Annotated in this window: 20 protein-coding genes, 1 tRNA gene and 1 CRISPR repeat array; of the genes, 11 read left to right on the forward strand and 10 right to left on the reverse strand. The window is 46.2% G+C overall.

Annotated elements, in window-relative coordinates:
• Positions 1-268: 268 nt before the first annotated feature.
• The gene (locus Xets_RS06320; RefSeq protein WP_099130781.1) at positions 269-550 is read right to left on the reverse strand and encodes a cupin domain-containing protein; all 282 of its coding nucleotides are present in this window, start codon (positions 548-550) and stop codon (positions 269-271) included.
• A 111-nt stretch (positions 551-661) separates the two neighbouring features.
• A tRNA-Ile gene (locus Xets_RS06325) sits at positions 662-737 on the reverse strand.
• 261 nt (positions 738-998) lie between these two features.
• On the opposite strand from Xets_RS06325, the gene Xets_RS06330 reads away from it, so the two are divergent.
• Positions 999-1778, forward strand: coding sequence for a GNAT family N-acetyltransferase (locus Xets_RS06330; protein ID WP_099130780.1), 780 nt, complete (start codon positions 999-1001; stop codon positions 1776-1778).
• Positions 1779-1848: 70 nt separating this feature from the next.
• Here Xets_RS06330 and rpoD read toward each other — a convergent pair whose 3' ends face one another.
• From rpoD to rpsU, 3 genes are all read right to left on the reverse strand, one after another.
• Positions 1849-3696: an RNA polymerase sigma factor RpoD gene (gene rpoD, locus Xets_RS06335; protein ID WP_099130779.1), complete on the reverse strand. Its 1848-nt coding sequence runs from the start codon at positions 3694-3696 to the stop codon at positions 1849-1851.
• Positions 3697-4047: 351 nt separating this feature from the next.
• A complete protein-coding gene (dnaG, locus tag Xets_RS06340; RefSeq protein ID WP_099130778.1) occupies positions 4048-5796 on the reverse strand; it encodes a DNA primase in 1749 nt (582 codons plus the stop codon).
• Positions 5797-5910: 114 nt separating this feature from the next.
• Entirely contained in the window at positions 5911-6126 is a 216-nt protein-coding gene (rpsU, locus tag Xets_RS06345) for a 30S ribosomal protein S21 (protein WP_001144069.1), read from the reverse strand.
• Between the two features lie 406 nt (positions 6127-6532).
• On the opposite strand from rpsU, the gene tsaD reads away from it, so the two are divergent.
• On the forward strand, positions 6533-7570 hold the full coding sequence (gene tsaD / locus Xets_RS06350; RefSeq protein WP_099130777.1) for a tRNA (adenosine(37)-N6)-threonylcarbamoyltransferase complex transferase subunit TsaD: 1038 nt from the start codon (positions 6533-6535) through the stop codon (positions 7568-7570).
• Positions 7571-7744: 174 nt separating this feature from the next.
• Here tsaD and Xets_RS06355 read toward each other — a convergent pair whose 3' ends face one another.
• Positions 7745-8992 (reverse strand): VWA domain-containing protein, encoded by a 1248-nt coding sequence (locus Xets_RS06355; protein ID WP_099130776.1) that lies wholly within the window; start codon positions 8990-8992, stop codon positions 7745-7747.
• A 168-nt stretch (positions 8993-9160) separates the two neighbouring features.
• On the reverse strand, positions 9161-10138 hold the full coding sequence (locus Xets_RS06360) for an AraC family transcriptional regulator (protein WP_244208647.1): 978 nt from the start codon (positions 10136-10138) through the stop codon (positions 9161-9163).
• A 452-nt stretch (positions 10139-10590) separates the two neighbouring features.
• Between Xets_RS06360 and Xets_RS06365 the strand changes: the two genes are divergently transcribed.
• From Xets_RS06365 to Xets_RS06405, 9 genes are read left to right on the forward strand one after another with little or no spacing between them, the layout of a single operon-like run.
• Entirely contained in the window at positions 10591-12750 is a 2160-nt protein-coding gene (locus Xets_RS06365) for an indolepyruvate ferredoxin oxidoreductase subunit alpha (protein WP_187651342.1), read from the forward strand.
• A gap of 15 nt (positions 12751-12765) precedes the next feature.
• Entirely contained in the window at positions 12766-14304 is a 1539-nt protein-coding gene (locus tag Xets_RS06370; protein ID WP_187651343.1) for an indolepyruvate oxidoreductase subunit beta family protein, read from the forward strand.
• Between the two features lie 26 nt (positions 14305-14330).
• Positions 14331-14750: a thioesterase family protein gene (locus Xets_RS06375; protein WP_099130772.1), complete on the forward strand. Its 420-nt coding sequence runs from the start codon at positions 14331-14333 to the stop codon at positions 14748-14750.
• 50 nt (positions 14751-14800) lie between these two features.
• Positions 14801-17161 (forward strand): bifunctional salicylyl-CoA 5-hydroxylase/oxidoreductase, encoded by a 2361-nt coding sequence (locus Xets_RS06380; RefSeq protein WP_099130771.1) that lies wholly within the window; start codon positions 14801-14803, stop codon positions 17159-17161.
• A 9-nt stretch (positions 17162-17170) separates the two neighbouring features.
• A complete protein-coding gene (locus Xets_RS06385; protein WP_099130770.1) occupies positions 17171-18310 on the forward strand; it encodes a cupin domain-containing protein in 1140 nt (379 codons plus the stop codon).
• 3 nt (positions 18311-18313) lie between these two features.
• A complete protein-coding gene (locus Xets_RS06390; RefSeq protein ID WP_187651344.1) occupies positions 18314-19225 on the forward strand; it encodes a fumarylacetoacetate hydrolase family protein in 912 nt (303 codons plus the stop codon).
• Between the two features lie 18 nt (positions 19226-19243).
• Positions 19244-20233, forward strand: coding sequence for a carbon-nitrogen hydrolase family protein (locus Xets_RS06395; protein ID WP_187651345.1), 990 nt, complete (start codon positions 19244-19246; stop codon positions 20231-20233).
• Positions 20230-20985, forward strand: coding sequence for an Asp/Glu racemase (locus Xets_RS06400; RefSeq protein WP_099130767.1), 756 nt, complete (start codon positions 20230-20232; stop codon positions 20983-20985). Before Xets_RS06395 ends, Xets_RS06400 begins: the two co-directional genes overlap by 4 nt.
• A gap of 26 nt (positions 20986-21011) precedes the next feature.
• Positions 21012-21482 carry a MarR family winged helix-turn-helix transcriptional regulator gene (locus Xets_RS06405; RefSeq protein ID WP_099130766.1) on the forward strand — a complete coding sequence of 157 codons (471 nt, stop codon included), beginning with the start codon at positions 21012-21014 and terminating at the stop codon, positions 21480-21482.
• A 78-nt stretch (positions 21483-21560) separates the two neighbouring features.
• Here Xets_RS06405 and Xets_RS06410 read toward each other — a convergent pair whose 3' ends face one another.
• Genes Xets_RS06410 through Xets_RS06420 form a run of 3 tightly spaced genes read right to left on the reverse strand, consistent with a single transcriptional unit; the run spans position 21561 to position 24831 of the window.
• A complete protein-coding gene (locus Xets_RS06410; RefSeq protein WP_187651346.1) occupies positions 21561-22694 on the reverse strand; it encodes a DUF4056 domain-containing protein in 1134 nt (377 codons plus the stop codon).
• Complete coding sequence (locus Xets_RS06415) at positions 22691-23842, reverse strand: BamA/TamA family outer membrane protein (RefSeq protein ID WP_187651347.1); 1152 nt, start codon at positions 23840-23842, stop codon at positions 22691-22693. Before Xets_RS06415 ends, Xets_RS06410 begins: the two co-directional genes overlap by 4 nt.
• Entirely contained in the window at positions 23842-24831 is a 990-nt protein-coding gene (locus Xets_RS06420) for a hypothetical protein (RefSeq protein ID WP_099130763.1), read from the reverse strand. The genes Xets_RS06415 and Xets_RS06420 overlap by 1 nt, the downstream gene beginning before the upstream one ends.
• 416 nt (positions 24832-25247) lie before the next feature.
• A CRISPR array of direct repeats spans positions 25248-25581; the repeat unit is 29 nt; unit sequence CGGAACACCCCCGTGAGTACGGGGAACAC.
• Positions 25582-25592 lie beyond the last annotated feature (11 nt).

Genomic DNA, 25592 nt, shown 5'->3' on the forward strand with positions numbered 1-25592 from the left:
ATGGTTACTTATGAGATTAATATTTTAATCTGGACATTGATTTTTTTGCCATAAATAATCAATGAAACAACTTTATTCATATCATGAAAGAAAATATGTACTCAATAAATTTCAAGTGGCAGCGTCAGATTAATCCTGCTTACCCCGAATTATCGGCAAGGAGGCACTTACCTAATTATCGCGTCTTCCTGACTACTTTAGGTTGTTACGCTCCAGGTTCTCCGTCCCAATAATCAACTTCGTCGCTTACCCGCCCAACAAAATGAAATCACTTTCCGTCTTGTTGCTTTAACACAGACTGAAACTTGCCCGAGTCTGGATATTCAATCACATCTGCTGAAACATTTGTTGAAATAGCAAGATAGCGCAATGGAACTGAACCGGTGTTGATTATTTGATGGGCGGTCTCTTGCCCTCCCGCCGGAGCGCTTACAACATCACCTTTCTCGATCGAAAGTTCATTGGAGCCAAAACGGTAAGTGCCGTTACCTTCAAGAATAAAGAAAAGCTCGTCCGCGCTATGATGGTTGTGAAACGGGCAGCGGTTCATTACCGTAGCGGTGTTAATCAGTTATACCTCACGCTACTGCCAGAAGGTATCCTATGGGTATCCTAGAAAAAACTAAGGGGTCGCACTTTTGATGCAACCCCTTGATAATTCTGGTGGCCCCTGCTGGACTTGAACCAGCGACCAAGCGATTATGAGTCGCCTGCTCTAACCACTGAGCTAAGGGGCCGTTGAACTGCGGGGATTATACGGCACAGTCTGGTGCTAGGTCTAGTCCCCAAAATTCATATGCGCACTTTATATACAATGGTCAGTATATTTTCATATTATTTAAGAATTCGATAAGTCATTTCGGGCTGTTTCTGGTGATGTCTGTCTATTTTTTGATAAGTTTTGTGATTATTTAGTGTACTTTGTTGTAATCTGGTGGGGTATTACTAGCCATGTTCCATATTTTCATTGCTTCCCATAATACACTTTGTGAGTTGATATGAATAATCATAATACTTCAGTATACATTTTAAACCATTTACGACTTGAAGATTATTTTTACTCATCCATCAGTCAGATCCATCAGCATGTGAGTGAACATGTGTGGGCATATGTGACGGGGATAAATAGTTCGCTCTTTAATTTCTTGTTGGTAACCCAAAACGATCCAAGTGTCGTTAAGGCGTTAGAAACGGGTATCCAATTAATGGAAGAAAGGTGTGAACAGCCTTTTAGTATTGTGACCGCTGGAGGGTATGAACATATTCAGAAAGTGAGCAATCAGGCTGGGTTTGTTTATGATCCGGAAAGTTTATTGATATCGATGCGGCTCGATCTTGAAAATTGGCAGATAGAAGATAGGTTCCACAGTGAATATGATATCAGGTGTGTCAATCACTGTTTAGCAGATTGGACGACTCCAATAGATAATGCTTTTAATGTAGGGCAAAATATTGCTTCACAATATCAGAAGAGCCATGAAGCAGCACTTTTAGCCGGAAAACAACTCCAGCACTATGCATTATATGTAGATGAAAAACCAGTGAGTGCAATGACGTTATCACGAGTGCAGGATCATGCTCGCCTTGACGATCTTGGGACTTTAGTCGATATGCAGGGTAAGGGATATGCTACAGCTTTGATGCATCATGTTCTGAGTGAGTCTAAACGGCAGGGTGTAAAAGAATGGTATCTGGATGGTGTTCCTGCAAGATGTCCATCGTATGCACGTATGGGATTTAAGCCATTATTTGAACATTATGCATTCTTCCGTGAATAAAATTGCAATCGTTAATAAAAAAGCGTCTGCCGAAACAGACGCTTTTTAGATTTATCACCAAATTTATTGGTTAGTCATCAAGGAAGCTGCGCAGTACTTCAGAACGGCTCGGATGGCGCAGTTTACGCAGTGCTTTTGCTTCGATCTGACGAATACGTTCGCGGGTTACATCAAATTGTTTACCCACTTCTTCCAAGGTATGGTCAGTGTTCATATCGATACCAAAACGCATACGCAGAACTTTCGCTTCACGTGCAGTCAGACCAGCTAGCACATCGTGAGTTGCTGCGCGCAGGCTTTCTGAAGTTGCTGAATCCAGCGGCAGTTCGAGAGTAGTATCCTCGATAAAATCGCCCAGATGTGAGTCTTCATCATCACCCACAGGGGTTTCCATGGAGATGGGTTCTTTGGCAATTTTCAGTACCTTGCGGATCTTGTCTTCAGGCATCATCATACGTTCTGCCAGCTCTTCCGGTGAAGGTTCACGACCCATTTCCTGCAACATTTGGCGGGAGATACGATTGAGTTTGTTGATGGTCTCAATCATATGTACTGGGATACGGATGGTACGTGCCTGGTCCGCGATAGAACGAGTGATCGCCTGACGGATCCACCATGTCGCGTAAGTTGAGAATTTGTAACCACGACGATATTCAAATTTATCAACCGCTTTCATCAAACCGATATTACCTTCCTGGATCAAATCGAGGAATTGCAGGCCACGGTTGGTATATTTCTTCGCAATCGAAATCACCAGACGCAGGTTGGCCTCAACCATCTCTTTTTTCGCACGGCGGGCTTTCGCTTCACCGATTGACATGCGACGGTTGATGTCTTTGACCTGTTCAATGGTCAGGCCTGTTTCTTCTTCGATCTGGCGTAACTTTTGCAGGCTACGCATAACTTCTTCTTCAACTTCCAGCAACTTGTCAGACCATGGCTTGTTCATTGCTTTTGCAGCGGTGAACCATGTATCAGTGGTCTCATTGCCAGAGAACAGCGTGATGAAGATTTTCTTCGGCATTTTGCACTGTTCAACACACATCTTCATGATCTGACGCTCTTGAAGACGTACACGATCCATCATGGAACGCATATTGTTGACCAGATGATCAAACTGCTTTGGTACCAGGCGGAACTGTTTAAAGACTTCAGATAAAGTTAATATTTCTGCTGCGGAATTAGGATGACTACGACCGTATGTCTTAATCGCTTGACGAGTCAGTTCATGTTGTTCACGCAGTTCCGAAAATTTCTGGCGAGCGAGTTCTGGATCGATGCTGTTATCCTCTTCGCTGTCAGCATCATCGTCATCATCGTCATCGTCGTCATCATCGTCGTCAAGTTCTTCCTGAGGAAGTTCTGAGCCAACGTGAGTGGCAGTTGGGGCAAGATCTTCTTCTGCGTTAGGATCAACGAAACCCGTGATCAAATCGGACAGACGACTCTCGCCGGATTCAACACGGTCGTATTGTTCTAACAGGTAAGTAATCGCTTCAGGGTATTCAGCAACGGAGCACTGCACTTGGTTGATGCCATCTTCAATGCGCTTTGCAATGTCAATTTCACCTTCGCGAGTCAAGAGTTCAACCGTACCCATTTCGCGCATGTACATGCGAACCGGATCGGTGGTACGACCGATTTCTGACTCAACACTAGATAGCACTTGCGCAGCCGCTTCCACTGCGTCTTCATCTGTGTCGTTTGTGTTTTCTGCCAACATGAGATCATCGGCATCAGGTGCTTCTTCCATTACCTGGATGCCCATGTCATTGATCATTTGGATGATATCTTCTATCTGATCAGAATCGACGATATCTTCCGGCAGATGGTCATTGACCTCAGCATAGGTCAAATAGCCTTGCTCCTTACCTCGGGTGACAAGTAGCTTTAGCTGTGACTGCGGGTTTTGCTCCATAAGACGGTATCCACACTTCAGAGTATTGGTTGGTGTCGGTCGGCGAAACAAATATGCCAACAATAATATTTAGGGGCGTTTTCATGATATTGCCGCTGCCCTCAATTGCGGCAATTGTAGGGTTACCTGCCCTACCTAATGCGGCATTTAAGCCGTGAATTCTGTGTCTGTGATTTTTAGGTTTTGGTTTAGAACCTGTTTCACCAAGCTATATTTTATCGGGTGATATTTTTATCAAGCGATAATTTCAGCAAACCATATTAGGGATATAAGCCTATATAAGTAAGCCAAATAGTATAACCTCCAAGTTAATATAATCTTGAAGGAATATAACCTTGCTGAGACAGACTCTTATTTCCTCGCACCAGATACCGTAATTAACCGGACTTCTTCCCGCTCTTCTGGCGTTAGGCCTTCAGTTCTCTCTTTAGCCATTAGAAAATTAAAACGTTCATCAAGTGCTGACGCAAAAAGATGGTTCAGTGCATCGCTGAAAGTCTTTTCAGCAATCTCTTCTATTTGTATATCGTTCCATGCAGCGAGTTTTTCAAGCTGTTTAGCGTACTTATTATCGCGATATTGCTCCAACAGTTGCCCTGTGGTTAAACCTGGTTGCGCAAGGCACGTGTCGACAAGCTCTATGAATAATGGCAGTCCTGCTATCTGAGTAGAAAACATTCCCTGTAATGGGGGAACCAATGTCGCTAAATGCGGATTCTGTACCAGTAATGCGATCAGTATGCGCATTGTTGTTGGTTTCAGTTTTAGCGCCTGATAAGTATTGGTATCTTTTTTGACAAGTTTTGCCAAAAATCGTTCCAATTGTGTTGTATCAGGGGTACCTAACAGGTTTCCAAGCTCTTTAAGCAGGTAGAGTCGCAGTGTTTCCCCTGGGATTTGACTGATCAGCGGCATGGCTAGCGAACTGAGCTTAGTCGTTCCTTCTGGGTTACTTAAATCAACCTGTGGCAAGAGTGATTCGAACAAAAATGCAGATAAGGTCATTGCTTTTTCCATTCTCTGCTCGAATGTTTCCCGTCCTTCTTTGCGGACCAATGAATCAGGATCTTCGCCATCAGGCAAGAACATAAAACGTAATTGCCGACCATCATTCAGATAAGGTAGTGCCGTTTCCAATGTACGCCATGCGGCATCACGACCTGCACGGTCACCATCGTAACAACAGATGACATTATCGGTTGTCCTGAAAAGTAACTGAACGTGTTCAGCTGTCGTGGACGTTCCCAGCGAAGCCACGGCATAGTCAATGCCAAATTGGGCTAGCGCAACAACATCCATATAACCTTCCACCACCAATAGCCTTGTCAGGGTATTGTGGCTTTGCTGTGCCTCATAAAGGCCATATAACTGGCGGCCTTTATGAAAAATTTCTGTTTCCGGCGAGTTCAGGTATTTGGGAAGCTCATCTCCCAGCACTCGGCCGCCAAATGCAATTACGCGACCACGACGATCGCGAATGGGGAACATCACCCGCTCGCGGAAACGATCATAAGTGCGGCCATTGTCGTTCGTGACCAGCATTCCTGCATCGTCTAACTGTTTACGCTCTTCCGCATTATGGGCAAACCGTTTTAAGGCGTTATCCCATCCCGCAGGCGCAAAACCAATGGCAAAACGCTGGATGATCTCTTCACTGAGCCCACGTTGAGCCAAATATTGTCGGGCTGATTGGGCGCTGGGAGTATTCAGTGAATGCTGATAGAAGCTATTGAGCTTTTCCATCAGTTGGTAAAGATTTTGCCTTTGGTGACGTTCGATTTGACTGATGCCGGAACCTGCTTCGTAGGGAACTTCCAGCCCATGCATGGCTGCCAGTTCTTCGATGGATTCGACAAAGTCCAGCCTGTCATAATTCATTAAAAAATCAATGGCATTGCCATGTGCTCCGCAACCGAAGCAATGGTAAAACTGCTTATCACCATTAACAGTGAATGAAGGGGTTTTTTCGTTATGAAAAGGACAGCACGCTTGATGGTTTTTACCTTTCTTTTTCAAAGGCACCCTAACATCGATCAAATCAATGATATCGGTTCTTGCTAATAAGTCATTGATAAATGCGCGTGGAATCCGTCCAGCCATAAGCCCTTTTTCGCCTGTTGATGAACGAGAATAAGCCGCGCTTCCTTTGGGAAAGCACGGCCTTTAACTGCAGTAGTTTGTTAATACAATCACTAAGCGGATTGACCGCGAAGATTAGTACAAACGAGTGCGGCGTGCGTTTTCGCGAGCTAGCTTCTTAGCATGACGCTTAACAGCAGAAGCTTTAGCGCGTTTGCGCTCAGTCGTTGGTTTTTCATAGAACTCACGACGACGAACTTCTGCTAATACGCCTGCTTTCTCGCAAGAACGCTTGAAGCGACGCAGTGCTACGTCAAATGGCTCGTTTTCACGTACTTTAATTACTGGCATGTGCCTCTCACCTCAATAGAAATCGGGTTTGTCGCTGGCGGGATAGTGCCAGCCGTCTTTAAAATGGTGCGGAATTTTACTTCAATGAACACGGCCTTGTAAAGTGCCGAGGAAAATTGAAACCGATAACGCCACGGGTTACAGGGTGCTTTTTTGTACGCAAAACAAGCGGCCTGATGTTGGCGTTATTAACATTAACCACACAGGATATTCAAGTAGGGCATTGATTATAGACTAAACAGAAAAAATAGCCAGCATGTAATGGATGCAGTGGCGAGAATATTGATATGGAAAGCGTGTCGGCAGAGAATTTAACAATAGATGGTGTTACACTGTCGCGCGTTGAAAGGAATGCGAATGTATATGACCAAGCAACGAGACGTAAGATAACGAGACGAATAGTGCAATGCGAGTTTTAGGTATAGAAACGTCCTGCGATGAAACCGGAATCGCAATTTATGACGATAAAACCGGTCTGCTGGCCAATCAATTATACAGTCAGGTCAAGCTACATGCTGATTATGGCGGCGTTGTGCCTGAACTGGCGTCCCGTGATCATATTCGTAAAACGGTCCCTTTGATTCAGGCGGCTTTGAAGGAAGCGGGTCTGACGAGTAAAGATATTGATGCAGTTGCTTACACAGCAGGGCCGGGATTGGTTGGTGCATTGCTGGTTGGGGCAACTATTGGGCGTTCACTGGCGTTTGCATGGGATGTACCTGCTATTCCCGTGCATCATATGGAAGGCCATTTGCTGGCACCGATGCTGGAAGAAAACAGACCAGAATTTCCTTTTGTTGCCTTACTGGTTTCAGGTGGTCATACCCAGCTTATTAGTGTGACGGGTATTGGTGAATACAAACTGTTGGGCGAATCCATTGACGATGCCGCTGGCGAGGCTTTTGATAAAACAGCAAAACTGCTTGGTTTAGATTACCCGGGGGGACCAGTGCTTTCCCGTATGGCGCAGCAGGGTAAGGCGGGACGTTTTATTTTCCCACGTCCGATGACCGATCGTCCGGGGTTGGATTTCAGTTTCTCTGGCCTGAAAACGTTCGCAGCTAATACCATCCGCGATAACATTCATGGCCATAATATGGTTGAGGATGAGCAAACCAAAGCGGATATTGCCCGCGCATTTGAAGATGCAGTTGTGGACACACTGGCAATTAAGTGTAAACGAGCATTGGAACAGACTGGATTCAAACGTCTGGTGATGGCAGGCGGAGTGAGTGCAAACCGAACTTTGCGTACTAAGATGCAGGCAGTGATGGAAAAGCTGGGAGGCGAAGTCTTCTATGCCCGACCTGAATTCTGTACTGATAATGGGGCAATGATTGCGCTGGCTGGCATGATCCGTTTGCAAGGGGGGACTGCCGGTGAATTAGGTGTAACGGTGAAAGCACGTTGGCCGTTGGCAGATCTTCCTGCTTTGCAAAAGTAATCATAAAAGACGTTGCTTGATATGGGCTGAGTGCTATTTGCTACTCAGCCTTTTGATTATAAATGCTGCTCCAAATGCAAGGGAGTTTTTCCTATTGTAGAGAATAATCCTGACGCGCTGCGCTTGTCTTCTTCGTGTTACCGGGCTAAGCATTAACCCGGTAACCATTCATAACTACAGTATGCGTTCGGCGGCTGCGGCGTCGAGCCAGTCCTTAAATTCTGTCAACAACAGATCGTACAGTGCGTCTTCTTTTATAGTTGCAAAATTGTCGATTGCGAAGAAATGGGTATTATCCAGACGGCGATCGGTAAAGTTATCGAGTTTTGCGAGTATTCCGTAATTCCAACCGCCCAAGCCAACAAACTTCCAAAAAATAGGGTAATTTGCTGAACGTCGGATGGCTTCCTTAATTTGACGGGTTTTACTGATACCACCGTCTGTAATAAACACGACATAGACAGGTAATTCGCTATCTTTAAAATAGTCGATAATGTCTTCCATGACTGGCGGCTCATTATTGGTAGCGCCAAGGCCGGGGAGGATTTCCCATCTGGAGGGTTTTATGGCGGTCTGTATTGTATGGATATAGTCATCAAGGTTATCAAGGGTTACATCCTGATATTTTTTGTGTCGCTCGGCAAAGCCCCAGACATCCATTGAGCCGTCATCGTCAAATTGCACAGCCAGTACTGCAATACGATCCAAAACCGCCTGAACATTTCCTTTCTTGAATTGACCTTTCATCGATCCTGATGCATCAAGAACAAATGCAACCCGAGCTTTGATTGATTGTAGGTTGTGTTTACTCAGACTGACGGTTGCATTCTTGGCAAGGTTTACGAGGCGTGGCGCTTTATCCTGTAATTTTTTCTCAAGGCTGATAGTTGGGCCAGGAGGTGGATTATTTGAAAGCGTAGGTTGTTCCACATCGACACCAAAATTCACCGCCAGAGGCTCCAGCCCTCCATTGAAACCTTGCCCGAGAGCACGAAGTTTCCAGTTACCGGAATGTCGGTAAATCTCTGCAATAATCATGGCTTTTTCTGTTCTGCCTGCTGTTGAGACCGTAAAGGTAGCAATATCTTGCGCCTCAAATTTCAATTGCTGAAGACCGTCAACTGAATCCGGGCCGTCTATCACCAGCGTGATAGCAACTTTGCTTACATTGGCATCTATTTTTGTCAGATCCACAGTGATAATACTGCCTTGGTGAGAGGCTTCCAAAATCAGACTGTTATCTGCGGCTGCGGGATTATTGTAAAAATAAAAGTCACTGTCTCCTCTGACTTTCCCATTGGCATTTAACAGAAAAGCCGAGGCATCCACTTCACTGCGAAAAGAAGGTGTTGCAGGGTAAGAGAGAGCGAGTCGAAGAAAAGTTTTAGATAAAACGATATTTTGTCCTGCCTGAAGATCCATACATGATGTCCTTTTAAGTACGTAGAGGATAATCCTTTACTATGTTAATCACTATTAGGATATTCAATCCAATGCTGGACAATATTAATAAATTAAACATTCAGCATATATTAATAATTTGTGAAGATGGTCACAGGTTAGAACAGGATTTGGTTGTCAGCTATGGCTTCATCCGCGTTTCAGGCTTTTACTTGGCGTCTCACCATAGCGGGCTTTATATTCTGCGCTAAAGCGCCCCATATGGGCGAATCCCCAACGCAGGGCGACGCCTGTGACGCTGGTGGCTTCTCCAGCCAGGAGTTCCGTGCGCACATGTGCCATGCGCAGATCACGTAAATATTGCATCGGGCTGATATTCAGAAACTCCTTGAAGCCGGAATAGAGGCTGCGCAAGCTGACGCCTGCCACCTGGGCGAGCTGCTCTACGGTTATGGGTTCGTGGGCATGAGCCTGCAAATATTCCTGAACTCGTCGTACATGCCGCGGGCGAATAGAGCATCGGCGGTTAGTGGGTGTTTCACTGTAATTATGTTGATGGGTGGACAGCAGAGTAACGGAAATCAATTGTTCTATTTGGTTAGTAATCAGTTTATGTTGCAAGATGTCGGGCACTTGGGTGGTGCATTCCAGAAGATAAGGCATCAAACAGCGCCAGGCCTGACAGCGTTGCCATGCAAACCCCAGCTCAAATACCAACGGTTGATCCAGAGGGTGCCCCAATTGACCAACAAGCGTTCTTTCCAGCAAGGAGCGGGAGATCCTGACCATAAATTGGTCATTATCGGCATTCCAGCGCATGGAAGTGTGTTGATTTGGGCTGAGAATAGAAGCCAGATTGGGAGTAGAATCAAGACATTGGTCGCCGCTTTCAATACCCGCACAGCCAGCCAGCGGCATCTGGATAAGAAAGAACGAATCCAATTCACCTGGGGTGATTTCAACGCTGGCACCGTAACGCAATCGGCTCATGGAAATATCCCCAAGTGGAATATAGTGCATTTTGGCATCTATCTTTTGATTATTGCCCAATATAGTTAGTTGATGAGGCTGCATGACCCGTCCGACCATAGATTTAACTTCATCAAGATCGTTGGATGAAAAAAGTAAATGTTCTGGCGAATTGAGATGCTCCCTAATTTTTGTCACTGCATATTTAGGATCTGAACAGTTTGAAGCTGAATATCTTGATTCTGCTCTTCTAGAGTCAGTGTGTTTTGATTCAGTATTTTTAGATCCAAAATAGTAGCGAGGCCACGAATTGCTCATAATTTCAGATACCTCTAGCCAGTCATATCATTGTTATGATGTATGAGATATCCCGCTAATAACGTGTTTATTCCCTATTTTGATTATTCGGGATATAAAAAATAACCGTATTAACCTTATTCAATTATCTGCTAACAGTATCCACATATTATTTAAATGAAATATATATGATTATGAATATATTTATGATGGGTACTCTATATCCGCCTGCTGCACGCTTTATCCAAACACCGCATAAATCACAATTACATGACAAATCATGCATTGACCGTTAACGAATACCTGAATTACATAAAAGATAACTAAAAGGCGTTAAAGCGTGTGAGGTAAGCATGGCTGAACGATCATTTGTCGAGGAAGTGAAAAAGTTACGTCTGGGTCAGGGCGAAATTTTCAGTGGTGAAGGCATACTTGCCGTGACAAAAGCGCTGCTGGAATCGGGGGTGGCGTATGTGGCTGGCTATCAGGGGGCGCCGATTTCTCATCTGATGGATGTGTTGTTAGATGCGCAAGATATTTTATCTGAATATGGCATTCGCTTTGAAAACAGTGCCAGTGAAGCCACTGCTGCTGCGACGCTTGCCGCTTCCGTTAATTATCCACTGCGTGGAGCCATCACGTTTAAATCGACGGCTGGCACGAATGTTGCCTCGGATGCATTGGCAAATCTGGCATCGGGCGGTGTGGTGGGTGGTGCACTGATTATCGTCGGTGAAGATTATGGTGAGGGTTCTTCCATTATGCAGGAACGTAGCCATGCTTTCGCGATGAAATCTCAGATCTGGTTACTCGATCCACGCCCCAATCTGCCTTCGATTGTACAGGCGGTGAAGATGGGATTTGAGCTATCGGAAGCCAGCAATACGCCAGTGATGCTACAGATGCGCATTCGTGCCTGCCATGTGCATGGTCGGTTTACATGTGAGAAAAACCGCTCGTCAACGTTTATGATTCAGAATGCGCTGGAAAATCCGACGCGCGATCTCAGTCGTATTGTTTTGCCGCCCGCCAGTTTTCTGCATGAGAAAGAGAAAGTACAAGATCGCTGGCCTACGGCTGTGCGTTTTATCCAACAGCATAAGCTGAATGAGTTTTTCGCTGAGCAGGCTGATGATGTTGGCCTTGCCCTGCAAGGTGGATGCTATAACACCGTGATCCGTGCCTTGAATTTGCTTGGATTGGCGGATGTTTTTGGCAATAGCCAAATCCCGCTGTATGTCATGAATGTCGCCTACCCGTTGATCGATGAAGAGTTTGAACGTTTTTGTCATGGCAAGCGGGCGATGTTAGTGCTGGAAGAAGGTCAGCCCAATTTTGTGGAGCAGAATGTCGCCAATATTTTGCGCCAGCGTGAGATAGCGACTCGATTACATGGCAAGGATTTACTGCCAATGGCGGGAGAGTACAACACGGCTACCGTGTTGTCGGGACTCCGTGCTTTCCTTGAACGTTACGGCAAAATTGCAGCGGAAAGTGCAGTGTCTGCCTGTCAGGTACGTATCCCCGCCGTGGCCTTACCGATAAAAGATCCTCTGGAAGAGGCAGTCCATATCCGCCCACCCGGATTTTGCACCGGTTGCCCAGAGCGCCCCATCTTTACAGCGCTGACATTGATTGAACGGGAATTGGGGCAACATCACATCAGTGCAGATATCGGTTGTCATTTGTTTGCTATTTTGCCGCCATTTAATTTGGGCAACACCACGATGGGGTATGGATTGGGGGCTGCAAGTGCGGCAGCACTGAATACGCCGGTTGCGAATAAGCGGGCAATCGCAGTTATGGGGGATGGTGGATTTTGGCATAACGGCTTAACGAGTGGCATAGCTAATGGTGTTTTTAACCGCAGCAACAATCTGACCATCATTGTGGACAACAGTTATACCTCTGCGACCGGAGGGCAGGATATTCCCTCTTCAACGGCGTTAAATCCCCATCGCAGTACCGGCCATGACATCGAAAAAGCTGTCAAGGGGGTTGGGGTGAAATGGATACGCACGATCAAACGTACCTACGATCTCAAAGCCATGATGAATACCTTACGCGAGGCGCTGACAACAGGTGAGCACGGGCCAAAAGTCCTGATCGCACAGAGTGAGTGTATGTTGAATAAACAACGGCGCGAGAAGGTAAAGATCAGAGGGGCTATTGCGGAAGGGAAGCGGATCGTCCGTGAGCAGTTTGGGGTTGATTCCGATGTATGTACGGGCGATCACTCCTGTATCCGTTTGTCCGGTTGTCCTTCTCTATCGATTAAGCCGAATCCTGATCCATTGCGTACCGATCCGGTGACAACAGTATTAAATAGTTGTGTGGGCTGTGGGTTATGCGGGGAATTATCTCACGCGGCAGTGTTGTGCCCCTCTTTCTTTAAGGCACGGATCATTATCAATCCCAATCGTTGGGATCGGCTGATTCATCGTATTCGCAAAGGGCTTATAGGCTATTTGCAACGTCGTGATGTTAAACGTCGTAATCAATATGATTTTTAAGAAGGGGTCATGCCTATGTCAGCATTCACCAATTCTTCGCTAACGAACTTACCTAAACAGCCAATCAAAATTGCCATCCTGGCGATGGGAGGTGAAGGCGGCGGTGTACTGGCTGATTGGATCGTGACTTTGGGGGAAGAGAATGGCTATTTCGCCCAAACGACTTCCGTACCTGGCGTAGCCCAGCGAACTGGGGCAACTATTTATTATGTCGAGTTGTTCCCTGGTGCTGATGATCCTGAAGTACCAACACCTGTGTTGGCGCTGATGCCGACTGCCGGTGATGTGGATATTGTGCTGGCTTCGGAATTGATGGAAGCCGGACGTGCTGTCCAACGTGGTTTGGTGATACCGGATCGCACTACGCTGATCGCATCAAGCCACCGGGTATTTTCGATGGAAGAGCGTTCGGCGATGGGAGATGGGCGCGTGGATAGCGGAGTATTGATCCGGCAATCCCGACAAGCTGCTTTGCGTTTTATCCATTTTGATATGGCGAAGATAGCAGAGAAGAGTGGCAGTGTGATCAGTGCGGTATTGTTTGGTGCACTCGGTGGTACGGAGATCTTGCCATTTAACCGTAATCAGTTTGAAGCGGCGATCATCAAGAAAAACGTAGGGATAAAGTCCAGTCTGCAAGCCTTTAGTTTGGGGTGGAGCCGGACACAATTGGCAGCAAAATCAAAAAATACCGGAAAAACGGCGCCAGAAACGCCTATATCGAACAATAAAGTCAATGCCCTGCTGTTACATATCCGGCAAAAGTTCCCTGCCTGTATCCATAACATTGCCATAGAAGGTGTCAAGCGCCTGATTGATTACCAGGATCTAGCCTACGCTCGTTTGTATCTTGACCGATTGCAAAACCTCATTGAGCAAGCGGTGAAACCTGATGAGCGATTACTGAATGAGCAACTATTACGTGAAACAGCCCGCTATTTGGCGCTGTGGATGGCTTACGAAGACACCATACGGGTGGCAGATCTCAAAATTCGCGTCGGTCGATTCGAACGTGTCAGGAAAGAAATGCGGGTGAGAGATGGTCAACTGGTCGAAATTAATGACTTTCTGCATCCCAGAATGGAAGAAATCTGTGACACCTTGCCGGCAAGTATTGGGCGTTGGTTATCTCGTCCTCATTTCGTCAATCGTATGTTGGCGAAATTACTCAGCCGTGGGCGTGTGATTACCACCAGTTCCAGTCGGGGATATCTGTTGCTTTATATGCTGGCGAGTTGGCGCCGTATGCGCCGCTATACGCTGCGCTTTAAGCATGAAACGGGACGTATTGAAGAATGGCTACGGCGAATTGAAGCAGCAGCAAAGCGCGATCCCGAATTGGCTGCGGAAATCGCCCAATGCCAGCGTTTGATCAAGGGATATGGTGATACTCATTCCCGCGGATCAAGTCATTTTCAAACGCTGATGGCAATTGTTGATCACCATCTGCATGACTTATCTCCCGCCAACCTGCGGCAACTACGTGAAGCGGCATTAGCGGATGAACAGGGTGACCGATTACGCGAGTGCCAACAACGTCTCTCTTTATATTAAAGAACCTTATACATGAGGAGCCTGTAATGAGCCTGCTTAGTTTTATACAGCCCCATAAGATCCGTTTTTCTGAATGTGATCCGGCGGGGATCGTCTTTTATCCCCAATATTTCGTGATGTTCAACAATTTGCTGGAGGATTGGTTCGATGAATTAACGTCAATGGGATATGCCAATTACATCGCAAAACACCGTTTTGGGTTACCGACGGTTCATTTGGAGGCGGAATTTAAGGCAATTAGCAGAATGGGTGATCAGGTCTGGCTGGAATTAAGTGTTGAGAAAATTGGCAAAAAATCATTGACGTTGCTTCAACGCTGCGTCAGCAAAGACGGTGAATTGAGGATGAGCGTAACTCAGACTTATGTCACCACTTCACTGGATACCCATCAAGCTATTCCGATACCCGACGAATTTTACTATGCGTTAACTGAACAGATGCCTTAGCTAAATAGGCAATTGCATGGGGTAGATATCGTGCGGCAGGAGAATAAATTATGAATGTAAGAGGTAAGAATGCAGTAATCAGTAACAATACAGTAACCGTCAGTGGTAAGAATATCGTATGTATTGGCGGTGGACCGGCTGGATTGTATTTCGGTCTGCTAATGAAGTTACAAAATCCTGATAATCGTGTCGTGGTGATCGAGCGTAATCGTCCGTATGACACCTTTGGTTGGGGAGTGGTGTTTTCGGATGCAACGTTGGAAAACCTGCATCTGGCTGATCCTGTGTCGGCTGAAATTATCAGGGAGGAGTTTAGCCGTTGGGATGATATCGATATCCACTTTAAGGGAACCGTAAATCGTAGTGGCGGTCATGGATTTATTGGTATTGGCCGTAAAAAACTCCTGAATATCCTGCAAGACCGCTGCCACGAAGTCGGGGTTGAGTTGCTGTTTGAAACCCAGGTTGAGGATGAGCAGGAGATTGCCCGCAAATATCATGCCGATCTGCTGATTGCCTCTGATGGGATCAATAGCCAGATCCGCACCCGTTATGCTGAATTTTTCCAGCCTGATATCGACCAACGCCATTGCCGTTTTGTCTGGTTAGGGACGCATAAAGTTTTTGATGCGTTTACGTTTCTGTTTGTGGAAACCGAGGATGGCTGGTTTCAGGTTCACGCCTATCAATTTCAGGAAGGGCTGTCGACTTTTATTGTCGAAACGACGGAAGAGACCTGGCTGGCTGCGGGTATTGACAAAATGTCACAGGAAGAGGGTATTGCGTATTGTGAAAAAATATTCGCACCGTGGCTGGATGGACATCCATTAATCTCCAATGCAACCCATTTGCGGGGGGCTGCTATTTGGATACGTTTTCCCCGCGTAATTTGTGCTAACTGGGTGCACTGGATCAAGCCAGAGGAAGATAACGGCAAAAATATCCCGATTGTGTTAATGGGAGATGCCGCCCATACCGCCCATTTTTCCATTGGCTCCGGCACAAAATTGGCATTAGAAGATGCGATTGAACTGGCAAACAGCCTGAAAGCCCATCAGGGGAATTGGCAGGCGGGTTTGTCCGATTATCAGCAATCGCGCAGTGTGGAAGTGCTGAAAATCCAGAATGCCGCCCGTAATTCAACGGAGTGGTTCGAAAATGTTGCACGCTATGAAAGCTTTTCGCCCGAACAATTCGCTTATTCACTGTTGACACGTTCCCAGCGCATTTCCCATGAAAATTTGCGCTTGAGGGATCGGGCATGGCTGGAAAATTATGAGTGCTGGTTTGCCCAAAAATCTCATCCATTCTCATCGCTGACTCCACCGTTGCTGACACCTTATCAGGTACGGGGCGTGAGCTTGAAAAATCGGGTTGTTGTCTCTCCTACGCTGCTGTATAGCGCCGTGGAGGGAATTCCGGGTTCATTCCATCTGGTTCATCTTGGTAGCCGAGCATTGGGCGGTGCGGGCTTAGTGATTGCTGAAATGACGGCAATTTCTCCGCAAGCACGTGTCACTCCTGCTTGTACAGGATTATGGAATGATCAGCAGGTGCAGACATGGAAGGCGATCACCGATTTTGTCCACCAGCACACAGACACTTTAATAGGAATTCAATTGGGACATGCGGGAAGACGGGGATCAACCCAACTGGGATGGGAACAACCTGATCACCCCTTGCCAGAGGGTAACTGGCCCTTAGTTTCAGCATCAGCCTTGCCCTATTTAGTTGGGATTTCACAAGTGCCGGCGGCGCTGACTAAGACGCAAATGGCAGAAATTATCGAGCAGTTTATTACTGCAACCCATCGTGCCATCAAAGCCGGTTTTGACTGGCTGGAGATTCAGGCCGCTCACGGTTATCTGCTCTCCAGTTTTATCTCTCCGCTGACCAATCAGCGCGATGACGAATATGGCGGCTCGCTGGAAAACCGGCTTCGTTTCCCGTTGGCCGTTTTCAAGGCGGTACGTGAGGTTTGGCCGGCTGATTTGCCAATATCTGTGCGTATTTCTGCCACGGACTGGGTGGAAGGGGGAACGACGGTTGATGAAGCCGTAGAGATCGCCCGTCGTTTCCGTGCAGCTGGAGTGGATATGGTGGATTGTTCTACAGGGGAAGTCTCTGCTGAGCAGCAGCCGGTTTATGGACGCATGTACCAGACGCCGATGGCTGATCGCATTCGTAATGAAGGAAACGTGCCGGTTATTGCGGTTGGTGCAATTACCGATGCTGATCAAATTAACGGCATCATTGCTTCTGGTCGTGCCGATCTCTGTGCCTTATCCCGCCCATTCTTATCTAATGCGGCCTGGCTATTGCATGAATGCGCCAGATATGGCTGGACGGGTATCGATTGGCCGAAACCTTATCTTTACGGCAAAGCGCAATTGATTAGAAAACAACTCTAGGAGATATCCATGTCTCAACAAGAAAATATCCAAACTCATGATCAATACAGGGAAGATATTCTCGGCCGTGCCAATGTTGCCGATAGTCCTGAACTGCTGGCGTATTACAAGGAGTTGGTTAAGTACAAGACAGGGGCACTCTGGACAATCGCCAATAAAATAGAACCCTGGCAACCTAAATCAGCTTCAGTGCCGGTACTTTGGCGTTACCGTGATCTGCGTGAGTACGTTCTAAAATCGGCTGATTTAGTCACACCAGAAAAAGCAGGTCGTCGTGTGGTTTATCTGAACAATTCGGGAGAGCCAGGAGCATCTACCGCTGTTGGTTTGCTCTATTCCGGTCTCCAGACGATGCGGCCAGGTGAAGCGGCATCGGCACATGCCCACTCCTCTTCAGCCTTGCGTTTCATTATGGAAGGACGTGGTGCTTACACCATTGTTGATGGTCAGAAAATGTCGTTGGGAGCGAATGATTTCGTCTTAACCCCCAATGGCACCTGGCATGAACACGGTGTTGATCCTGATGGCGCGCAATGTATCTGGCAGGATGGTCTGGATATACCATTGGTTAACATATTAGAGGCAGGTTTTTATAAGGTGCATCCTGATTTGCGTCAGGCAGTGACTGAACCTGTAGATTCTTCCATTGCACTCTGGGGTGCCCCTGCTTTGCGTCCACAGAATGTTGGCTGGGATAAACCGTATTCCCCGCTGTTCAGATACCAATGGGAGCCAACTTATGAAGCCTTGCAGCGTTACGCTCAGGTTTCAGAAGGATCGCCTTTTGATGACATTTTGATGCACTACTCCAATCCGCTAACAGGCGGTCATGTGATGCCAACTCTCGGCGCCAGTATGCAGTTGTTGCGACCTGGTTTTGTTGGTAAAGCACATCGTCATACTGGCAGTTTCATTTATCAAGTGGCGAAAGGAAAAGGTTATTCCGTGATTGATGGTCAACGATTTGACTGGCAGGAGCGAGATATTTTCTGCGTTCCTTCGTGGGCATTTCATGAGCATGTGAATGCCTCACAAACGGATGATGCTTGCCTGTTCTGTTTCAACGATTTGCCAGTCATGCAGGCATTGCAATTGTATTACGAAGAAGCCCTGTCTGATAACGATGGACACCAACAAGTGAGAGGATAAGAGATGCGTTTAATCACTTACCGTTCAGAAGTGACGGCTGCTGCGAGATTAGGTGCAATAGTCAATAATCACGTAGTTGACTTGGCAAAATTGGCCGCCCATACAGGAAATAGATTGCCGGATAACATGCTGGAATTTATTGATCTGGGACCATTGGCGGTAAGCAGCACAACCGCGCTGTTAGATTCATTCAAGGGGTTTTGGCCTACAGGGATTTCACTGCCATTGCAGAATGTGAAAATTCTCGCTCCCATTCCTCGGCCACGGAAAAATATCTTTGGTATTGGCCTGAACTATATTGAACATGTGGCCGAATCTAACCGCGCTCTGGATACGGCAAAAGATCTGCCAAAAGAACCCGTTATTTTCTCTAAGCCGCCAACGACAGTGATTGGCCCTGGCGACGCGATTGAGCATAACAGTGAGATCACCCAGCAATTGGATTGGGAAGTGGAACTGGCGGTGATTATCGGCACTCGCGCCAAAGGTGTATCGGAAGCTGAGGCATTGCAATATGTTTTTGGTTATAGCCTGATGATCGACATGAGCGCCCGTGATTGTCGTCGGGCTGGGCAATGGATCTACTCCAAGGGGCAGGATACTTATGCGCCTTTTGGCCCTTGCATTGTCACCGCTGATGAAATATCCAACCCGCAAGAGCTGGCGCTGAGCCTAAAAGTCAATGGTGTGACCAAACAGGATTCCAATACACGCCATATGTTGTTCAAGGTAAATACCCTGATTGCAGATATTAGCAAAGGCATCACGCTGGAGCCAGGGGATATCATTGCCACAGGTACACCGGAAGGTGTTGGGGCGGGGCGTGATCCACAAGAATGGCTGTGGCCTGGGGATGTGATTGAAGCATACCTTGAAAAGATTGGTTATTTGCGTCACTCCGTTATTGCGGTGTAAATAAAACAGGAGCCTGATATGCTGAAACTTCCTAAGTTCAAGGCGGCTGCGGTACAGGCTGCTCCTGTCTTTCTGGATACAGAGGCGACAGTTGATCTCGTTTGTCGGCTGATCCAGGAAGCGGCAGATAAGGGAGCCAGTTTGGTGGCTTTTCCTGAAGTGTTTGTTTCTGGTTACCCCTATTGGAACTGGGTGATGAACCCGATACAAGGCAGCCCATGGTTTGAGAAACTGTGCAAATCTGCCATTGAAGTGCCAGGGCCGGAGATCAACAAAATCGCGCTGGCTGCGGCACGTCATCACATCAACGTTGTGGTTGGGGTTAATGAACGCAGTTCTAATGGTATAGCAACACTCTATAACACTTTGGTGACCATTTCTGATGAAGGAAACATTTTGGGGCGTCATCGCAAGCTGGTGCCGACATGGGCAGAGAAACTGACATGGGCGAATGGTGATGCGGCTTCATTAAAAGTACATGATACCCGTATCGGGCCGTTGGGCGTGCTGGCCTGCGGCGAAAATACCAATACGTTGGCGCGTTTTTCCTTGTTATCTCAGGGGGAATTGGTACATGTTGCCAGTTATATCTCCCTGCCGGTTGCACCACCGGATTATGATATGGCTGAGGCGATCCGTTTACGAGCGTCAGCTCACTGTTTTGAAGGCAAGGTGTTTACCATCGTCTCCTGCTCCACGATTTCGCCGGAAATTGTAAAAGCGATGTCGGCCAGTCATCCTGAAGCTGAAGAGTTGCTGGCACGTTCTAATAGTGCATTTACCGGCATTATTGGGCCTGATGGGCGAGTGATTGGTGATCCCCTGATTGATAAAGAAGGGATCGTCTATGCGCAGATTGACTTGAATCGCTGTATTCAGCCGCGTCAAATGCACGATATCACAGGGCATTACAACCGGTTTGATATCTTCGATCTAAAAGTGAACCGTCGTCCGATGAATGCGATCCGGTTTACCGATCTGCCATCCGATCAGGAGGATCTCCCATGAATAACACAAGACATTTTAGAGTGGGGCTGATTGTTCCCTCTTCAAATACGACAATGGAAACAGAAATTCCCGCTATCCTGCGCGCCCGTGAAGCGATAAGCCCTGAACGTTTCACCTTTCATTCCAGCCGCATGAGAATGAAAACGGTCACAAAAACAGAACTGGCGGCCATGGATGCAGACAGTGATCGCTGTGCGCTTGAACTGTCGGATGCAGCGGTCGATGTACTGGGATATGCCTGTTTGGTGGCGATCATGAGCATGGGACAGGGATATCACCGAATCTCTGAAAAGCGCCTCCATCTGCGGACGGTGGAAAATGGACATCCGGCGCCAGTTGTGACCAGCGCGGGGGCGTTGGTGGATGGGTTACATGCTTTGGGAGCGAAACGAATCTCCATACTAACGCCTTACATGAAGCCATTGACTCAGTTAGTGATTGATTACATTGAAAATGAGGGAATTGAAGTTATCGACAGCATTTCGTTGGAGATCCCCGACAACCTTGCTGTCGGACGACAAGATCCTCTCGCACCGGTGGAGATTACCAAACGATTAAATAGCAATGTGGATGTTATCGTTGCTTCCGCTTGTGTACAAATGCCTTCTTTGGCGTCAGTACCTCTGATCGAAGATCGGGTGGGATTACCTGTTATTTCTTCATCTGTGGCGACAACCTACATGATATTGAAACAGCTTGGGCTGAATACATACGTTCCGAGATTTGGCTCACTGTTATCAGGAAAATATTAATCGAGATATAAAAGGTTGTTCAACTTATGCCAGATTCAAAAGTGTTTGTTGACAATTACTTGCCTGCCTTGCTTGGGCAGGCATGGATGCTAGTTTCTTCTGAATTCCATGATATCGTTGAAGCGCGGGGGCTGTCAGTGCTGGAGTGGCGGGTGTTATCAGCGTTGGCAGGAAGTGGCCCGATTGGCATCAGCCTTTTGGCACAGAAAACGGTCAGTAAACAACCGACCATTACCCGTGTTTTGCAGCGTTTGGAACTACAGGGGTATATAGCGCGTTTCTCCAATGGTGGCAGCGATCGCCGTATTACATTGGTAAGTTTGACTGAAACAGGGAAAAAAGTGGTAGAAGGATTGCTGACCGAGGCGGAATCTCACGAAAAAAGTGTGCTGGAACCGCTGGGTGATAGCAAAAGCCAGCTACTGAAAGAGGTTTTGCAGGAGCTAATTAAACGGCATACACCAATACGTGGAGTATTGGGGGAATTTGGTAAGTAATTCGTATGGAACATTACGAGGAATATACCGGTTAATTTGGCATATTCCTCGTATATATTGAATAGCGATGGGATGGGCTTATTTAATGAGCAATTGTCTCTTATCTTCCCGTTGGGCATTTTCCGCCAGTATTTTAAAATCTTTTACTGTCCAATATTGCTTTGGAACAGGCAGGTTTTTCATCTCATTGGTTGGCCATAGTTGAAATTCAGCCAGTTTATCCAACGAAAAATGCTGATAATGCTCAGGCAGAGATAGACGCAGGGCAAAGTTCTCTTTACCGAAAGGCATTAATGGGTAGCGGTTGTCTTGGATATCATAATTCCGGTGCAGTACTAAAAACTTTTCTGGAATGCGTTGATAACTGTTCCACCACAAACCATCTACGCTATCAAACATCTCCTTTGTGCCTGATTTAGGATAATCCCCAAGTTCATGCAAAGCTATCGGCAAGATCTTAGCCATTGAGTCCGAGAACTGCGTTACAGAAGAAGCGCGTCCTTCCAGGATCAGTGTCAGAGCCAACCGTGCACCCAACAGGTTGGAATAGAGATCTTCCGGGGAAAAAGCCGAAATGCCCTCTGAAAATCCAGGGACTGATTGATAGCCATACCATTGCGCTATTTCATGCCAGGCAGCAAGCTGAAAAGCGAGTTTAACCGCCAAATAGGCACTTAGCGTATAGCGTTCAGCAGGTTCTTCCGGTGGTGTAAAAGCAAAAAAATGAATTTTACGTGCGGCAAGTTCATTATTCAGGGTTAATTTCCATTCCTGACCAAGATGCGCGTAAATCTGGCTAAACAGATAAAGCGTATAATCTGCGGTATCCCTCACATGGGAGATATCAATAAACCCTCCCTGATGGGTATAGAGCAGACCAACTTTTTCATTGCTTACCCCCAACAAAGCGGCACTGGCACCGATAACACTGTCATTATAGTGATGATCACCCAGTTTCTTGGCTTCTACAATATTGTCGATGTCGTAGAAGGGAATGGGGATATTCCAGAGTTGGGCTTTAAGGTTATAGCCGAAAGCACAGCAGGCCCTCAAACCTTCTGGCGGGGTAATGGGAGGTAATGCATCCCAATTTTGCTGTGATTGTTCACGGGTATCACTGATAAGGACAGGTTTTACCGGATCAACAGATTGTGGTTGATTTTGGCATGCCACCAGTAAAAAACAGAGGCAGAGTGTAACTAATAATCTCAAAACGCTTCCCCAACCTGAAAATAGAACCCAGTGCTGCCCTTGCCGACACCAAAATCTAATCTGACATTCATGCGTGGCTTAAACTCAAAACGATAGCCAACACCAACAGAAGGAAGCCAATGTTTGCTTCCCAACTGTGAAGGGGAATCTCCTAACGTGCCGGTGCCTATCCAACCGACCACACCGTGGCGCCAGTCAAGTTTGTGCCGTAACTCTAACTGTGTTGTGAAGATATTGTTGTCACGGTAGCGTCCTTCATAATATCCGCGCATCCGCTGGCCGTTACCAAGTAGTGATAGCTGGTTCCACGGTACATCACCTGCGCTGAAACGGGCATAGTTATCAAAGGCCAGAACTGTCTTTTCAGATAGCTGATAATAGGTTGAAAACTGAAGTTGGGTGGTATGGAAAGGGTGATCACTGCCCAATTCAGGGGGAAAATAGGTATAAATGATCTCAAATATCTGTCCGTGCCGCGCATTGGGCAAAAAATCCCGCGTGTCATAACTGAAATGGGCACTGACACCAGAACTTATCACGGAACGACCACCGACGGACTGTGCAAAATACCGTTTTGCACCGCTATCTGGATCACTGGCATTGACGGATGAAAAATTCCAGCCTAATCCCACATAGGTAGCGTCAGTGATGCGATAGAGAAGCCGTGGATGGATAGAAAATTCCTGCGAGCGGTACTTCTCTTTGTTGCTGTCATTTTTACCAGCATGATAGCCCTTGCCCCAATAGTAAGTTGGGGTGTTATTCAGTGTACTGGAAACAAATAACCGCCATTGGTCACTGGCAAGAAAATTGTAATTAGTAAAGTTCAGTCCAAACGCGCCGGTAGATGAACCAAAGCCACTGAGTCCCAATGAAGAGGTCTGGCTAATGTGGTCTGAATGGTCAGGACGGTATAGGCCAACTATGGCAACACCAATTCCGATACCCATTTCAGGGGTGTAAAAAGGGCCGGGCAATACGCCCCAGTCAATTTTTTTGTGGTCATCAAAATGGTTGCTGCCACCTAATTTGTTTAACCAACCATCAATTTTTTGCCGATCGGGCAGGATATCAGCGTGTGCCGATGAAATGGCAAAAATAAACAGGCTGGAAATTACCAGCCTTTTGAATATTGTAAGGTTAAACATTAAAAACGGAACTCACCGGAGATAAAGAAGCTGTTTCTGTTGCCAAAACCGACTTCTGACAAAATATTGAAATTACGGGTGACTTCGAAACGTGCACCAACGGTATTGTTCCACTTATGGGCAAGGTGTTGTTTGACGTCGAATTTGATGTCAGTCATGCCTTTAATGTACACCATTCCCTCTTGGAGTTTGGGAGGTAAATTGAGTTTACTGACATCGCCGCTAAAATGTTGAGTAATATCTTGATACATGGCACCTACCCAAATTTGCGCTTTTGCATTTCCTTGACCAACAAATAATGGTTCAAAAATAAATTCATAGCCAATTCGTGGAGTAATAACTAAAGCACTAATATCTCCATCTAAGATATCAAGATTGGTACGAGTATAATTAGCATCTAATGTGGCAAAAAATTGGTTGTAACCACCGGCAAGAGTGGCACCACCACCAAAAGTTTTTCCTTTGAAGTTCAATTCGAAAGGAATGTCTTTACCATACTCAGTGTCTCCAATAAAAGTTATATTATCCAAATTTGTTGTGGATTTGCCTTTGGTTTTTCCATAGACGCCGTAGACATTCAGGAAAGGTAACACCCAAGAATCTAGTTTAAGCATATGGGTTTCGCTTTTCTGTCGAGTATCACCTGCATCAATAATGATTGCTTTTTCCCAATTACGAAATCTTGGGTTAGTAAATTTAAATTTAATGCTATCTACGACAATATCCTGCCGCATATTCATATAACTATAACTAGCGCCAAACGGTTCAGGCAGGTCGTAGCCTTTTGCTCGTGCGACATCACCCCAAATTGGCAGAATACGAGATCCCGATTTAGTTGATTGGGATAAGCTACCGTCATTATTTGTTTGCTGAACGCCAGATTCGGATACGGTTAATGAAAAAAGTGGGCGCTCGCTATCTGCATAACTGTATGAGGTCGCAAGGCATAAAGTAGCAGCTAACAGTTTGCTAGTGTTAGTTAAGTTCATAAATGAATTCACTTCCTATTTTTGATATTTGGTTGTCTATAAAATGAACGAATTAAGACGGAAAGGCGCGTAGATTATCATAGCTCTTTTTGACAATCATCAACGAATTATGCTTGTAGGTGTAATATTGCACAATTTGGAATATTCGTTTGTTTTATCATCAAATAGAACGAGTTTTATCTCTCCAAGATGTTAGTAAAAATAATAAATTGATATTGAAATTATTTCTTATATTGATTTTTATTTCGGTTACTTAAAATAAGAGGATAGTCTATAAATGTTTTAATTTTATTTATTATTTATATGACTTATCACAATAAGTCATTGTTAAACGACAATGGATAATCTTATCTTTGGTTTGCTATTACCTTATTTAATCAATAGTTATATTAATGTTTTTTATGCGGGGCATATTGGAATTATTCATTGAGCTTACGGGGAACACAATCCTTGCTGGTCACCGGTCACGTTATAAAACGGAACACCCCCGTGAGTACGGGGAACACTTATATTCCAAACTCCCCAATAGACATGAGGTCGGAACACCCCCGTGAGTACGGGGAACACCGCATTCGGAGCCAATGCCAGCGCCCGTAAATCGGAACACCCCCGTGAGTACGGGGAACACAAAGAGCATCTTGACCAAGCGACGGCCGACAGCGGAACACCCCCGTGAGTACGGGGAACACTTTATGCACCTGTCGTACTCTCATAATCTGGCCGGAACACCCCCGTGAGTACGGGGAACACACTAAATATAA

The sequence above is a fragment of the Xenorhabdus sp. TS4 genome, from assembly GCF_014467265.1.
Taxonomy (GTDB): domain Bacteria; phylum Pseudomonadota; class Gammaproteobacteria; order Enterobacterales; family Enterobacteriaceae; genus Xenorhabdus; species Xenorhabdus ehlersii.

Bases quoted from the DNA above. Each gene is read 5' to 3' on its own strand.
- Xets_RS06320 (WP_099130781.1), bottom strand. From the start codon at position 550: ATGAACCGCTGCCCGTTTCACAACCATCATAGCGCGGACGAGCTTTTC.
- Xets_RS06330 (WP_099130780.1), top strand. From the start codon at position 999: ATGAATAATCATAATACTTCAGTATACATTTTAAACCATTTACGACTT.
- rpoD (WP_099130779.1), bottom strand. From the start codon at position 3,696: ATGGAGCAAAACCCGCAGTCACAGCTAAAGCTACTTGTCACCCGAGGT.
- dnaG (WP_099130778.1), bottom strand. From the start codon at position 5,796: ATGGCTGGACGGATTCCACGCGCATTTATCAATGACTTATTAGCAAGA.
- rpsU (WP_001144069.1), bottom strand. From the start codon at position 6,126: ATGCCAGTAATTAAAGTACGTGAAAACGAGCCATTTGACGTAGCACTG.
- tsaD (WP_099130777.1), top strand. From the start codon at position 6,533: ATGCGAGTTTTAGGTATAGAAACGTCCTGCGATGAAACCGGAATCGCA.
- Xets_RS06355 (WP_099130776.1), bottom strand. From the start codon at position 8,992: ATGGATCTTCAGGCAGGACAAAATATCGTTTTATCTAAAACTTTTCTT.
- Xets_RS06365 (WP_187651342.1), top strand. From the start codon at position 10,591: ATGGCTGAACGATCATTTGTCGAGGAAGTGAAAAAGTTACGTCTGGGT.
- Xets_RS06370 (WP_187651343.1), top strand. From the start codon at position 12,766: ATGTCAGCATTCACCAATTCTTCGCTAACGAACTTACCTAAACAGCCA.
- Xets_RS06375 (WP_099130772.1), top strand. From the start codon at position 14,331: ATGAGCCTGCTTAGTTTTATACAGCCCCATAAGATCCGTTTTTCTGAA.
- Xets_RS06380 (WP_099130771.1), top strand. From the start codon at position 14,801: ATGAATGTAAGAGGTAAGAATGCAGTAATCAGTAACAATACAGTAACC.
- Xets_RS06385 (WP_099130770.1), top strand. From the start codon at position 17,171: ATGTCTCAACAAGAAAATATCCAAACTCATGATCAATACAGGGAAGAT.
- Xets_RS06390 (WP_187651344.1), top strand. From the start codon at position 18,314: ATGCGTTTAATCACTTACCGTTCAGAAGTGACGGCTGCTGCGAGATTA.
- Xets_RS06395 (WP_187651345.1), top strand. From the start codon at position 19,244: ATGCTGAAACTTCCTAAGTTCAAGGCGGCTGCGGTACAGGCTGCTCCT.
- Xets_RS06400 (WP_099130767.1), top strand. From the start codon at position 20,230: ATGAATAACACAAGACATTTTAGAGTGGGGCTGATTGTTCCCTCTTCA.
- Xets_RS06405 (WP_099130766.1), top strand. From the start codon at position 21,012: ATGCCAGATTCAAAAGTGTTTGTTGACAATTACTTGCCTGCCTTGCTT.
- Xets_RS06415 (WP_187651347.1), bottom strand. From the start codon at position 23,842: ATGTTTAACCTTACAATATTCAAAAGGCTGGTAATTTCCAGCCTGTTT.
- Xets_RS06420 (WP_099130763.1), bottom strand. From the start codon at position 24,831: ATGAACTTAACTAACACTAGCAAACTGTTAGCTGCTACTTTATGCCTT.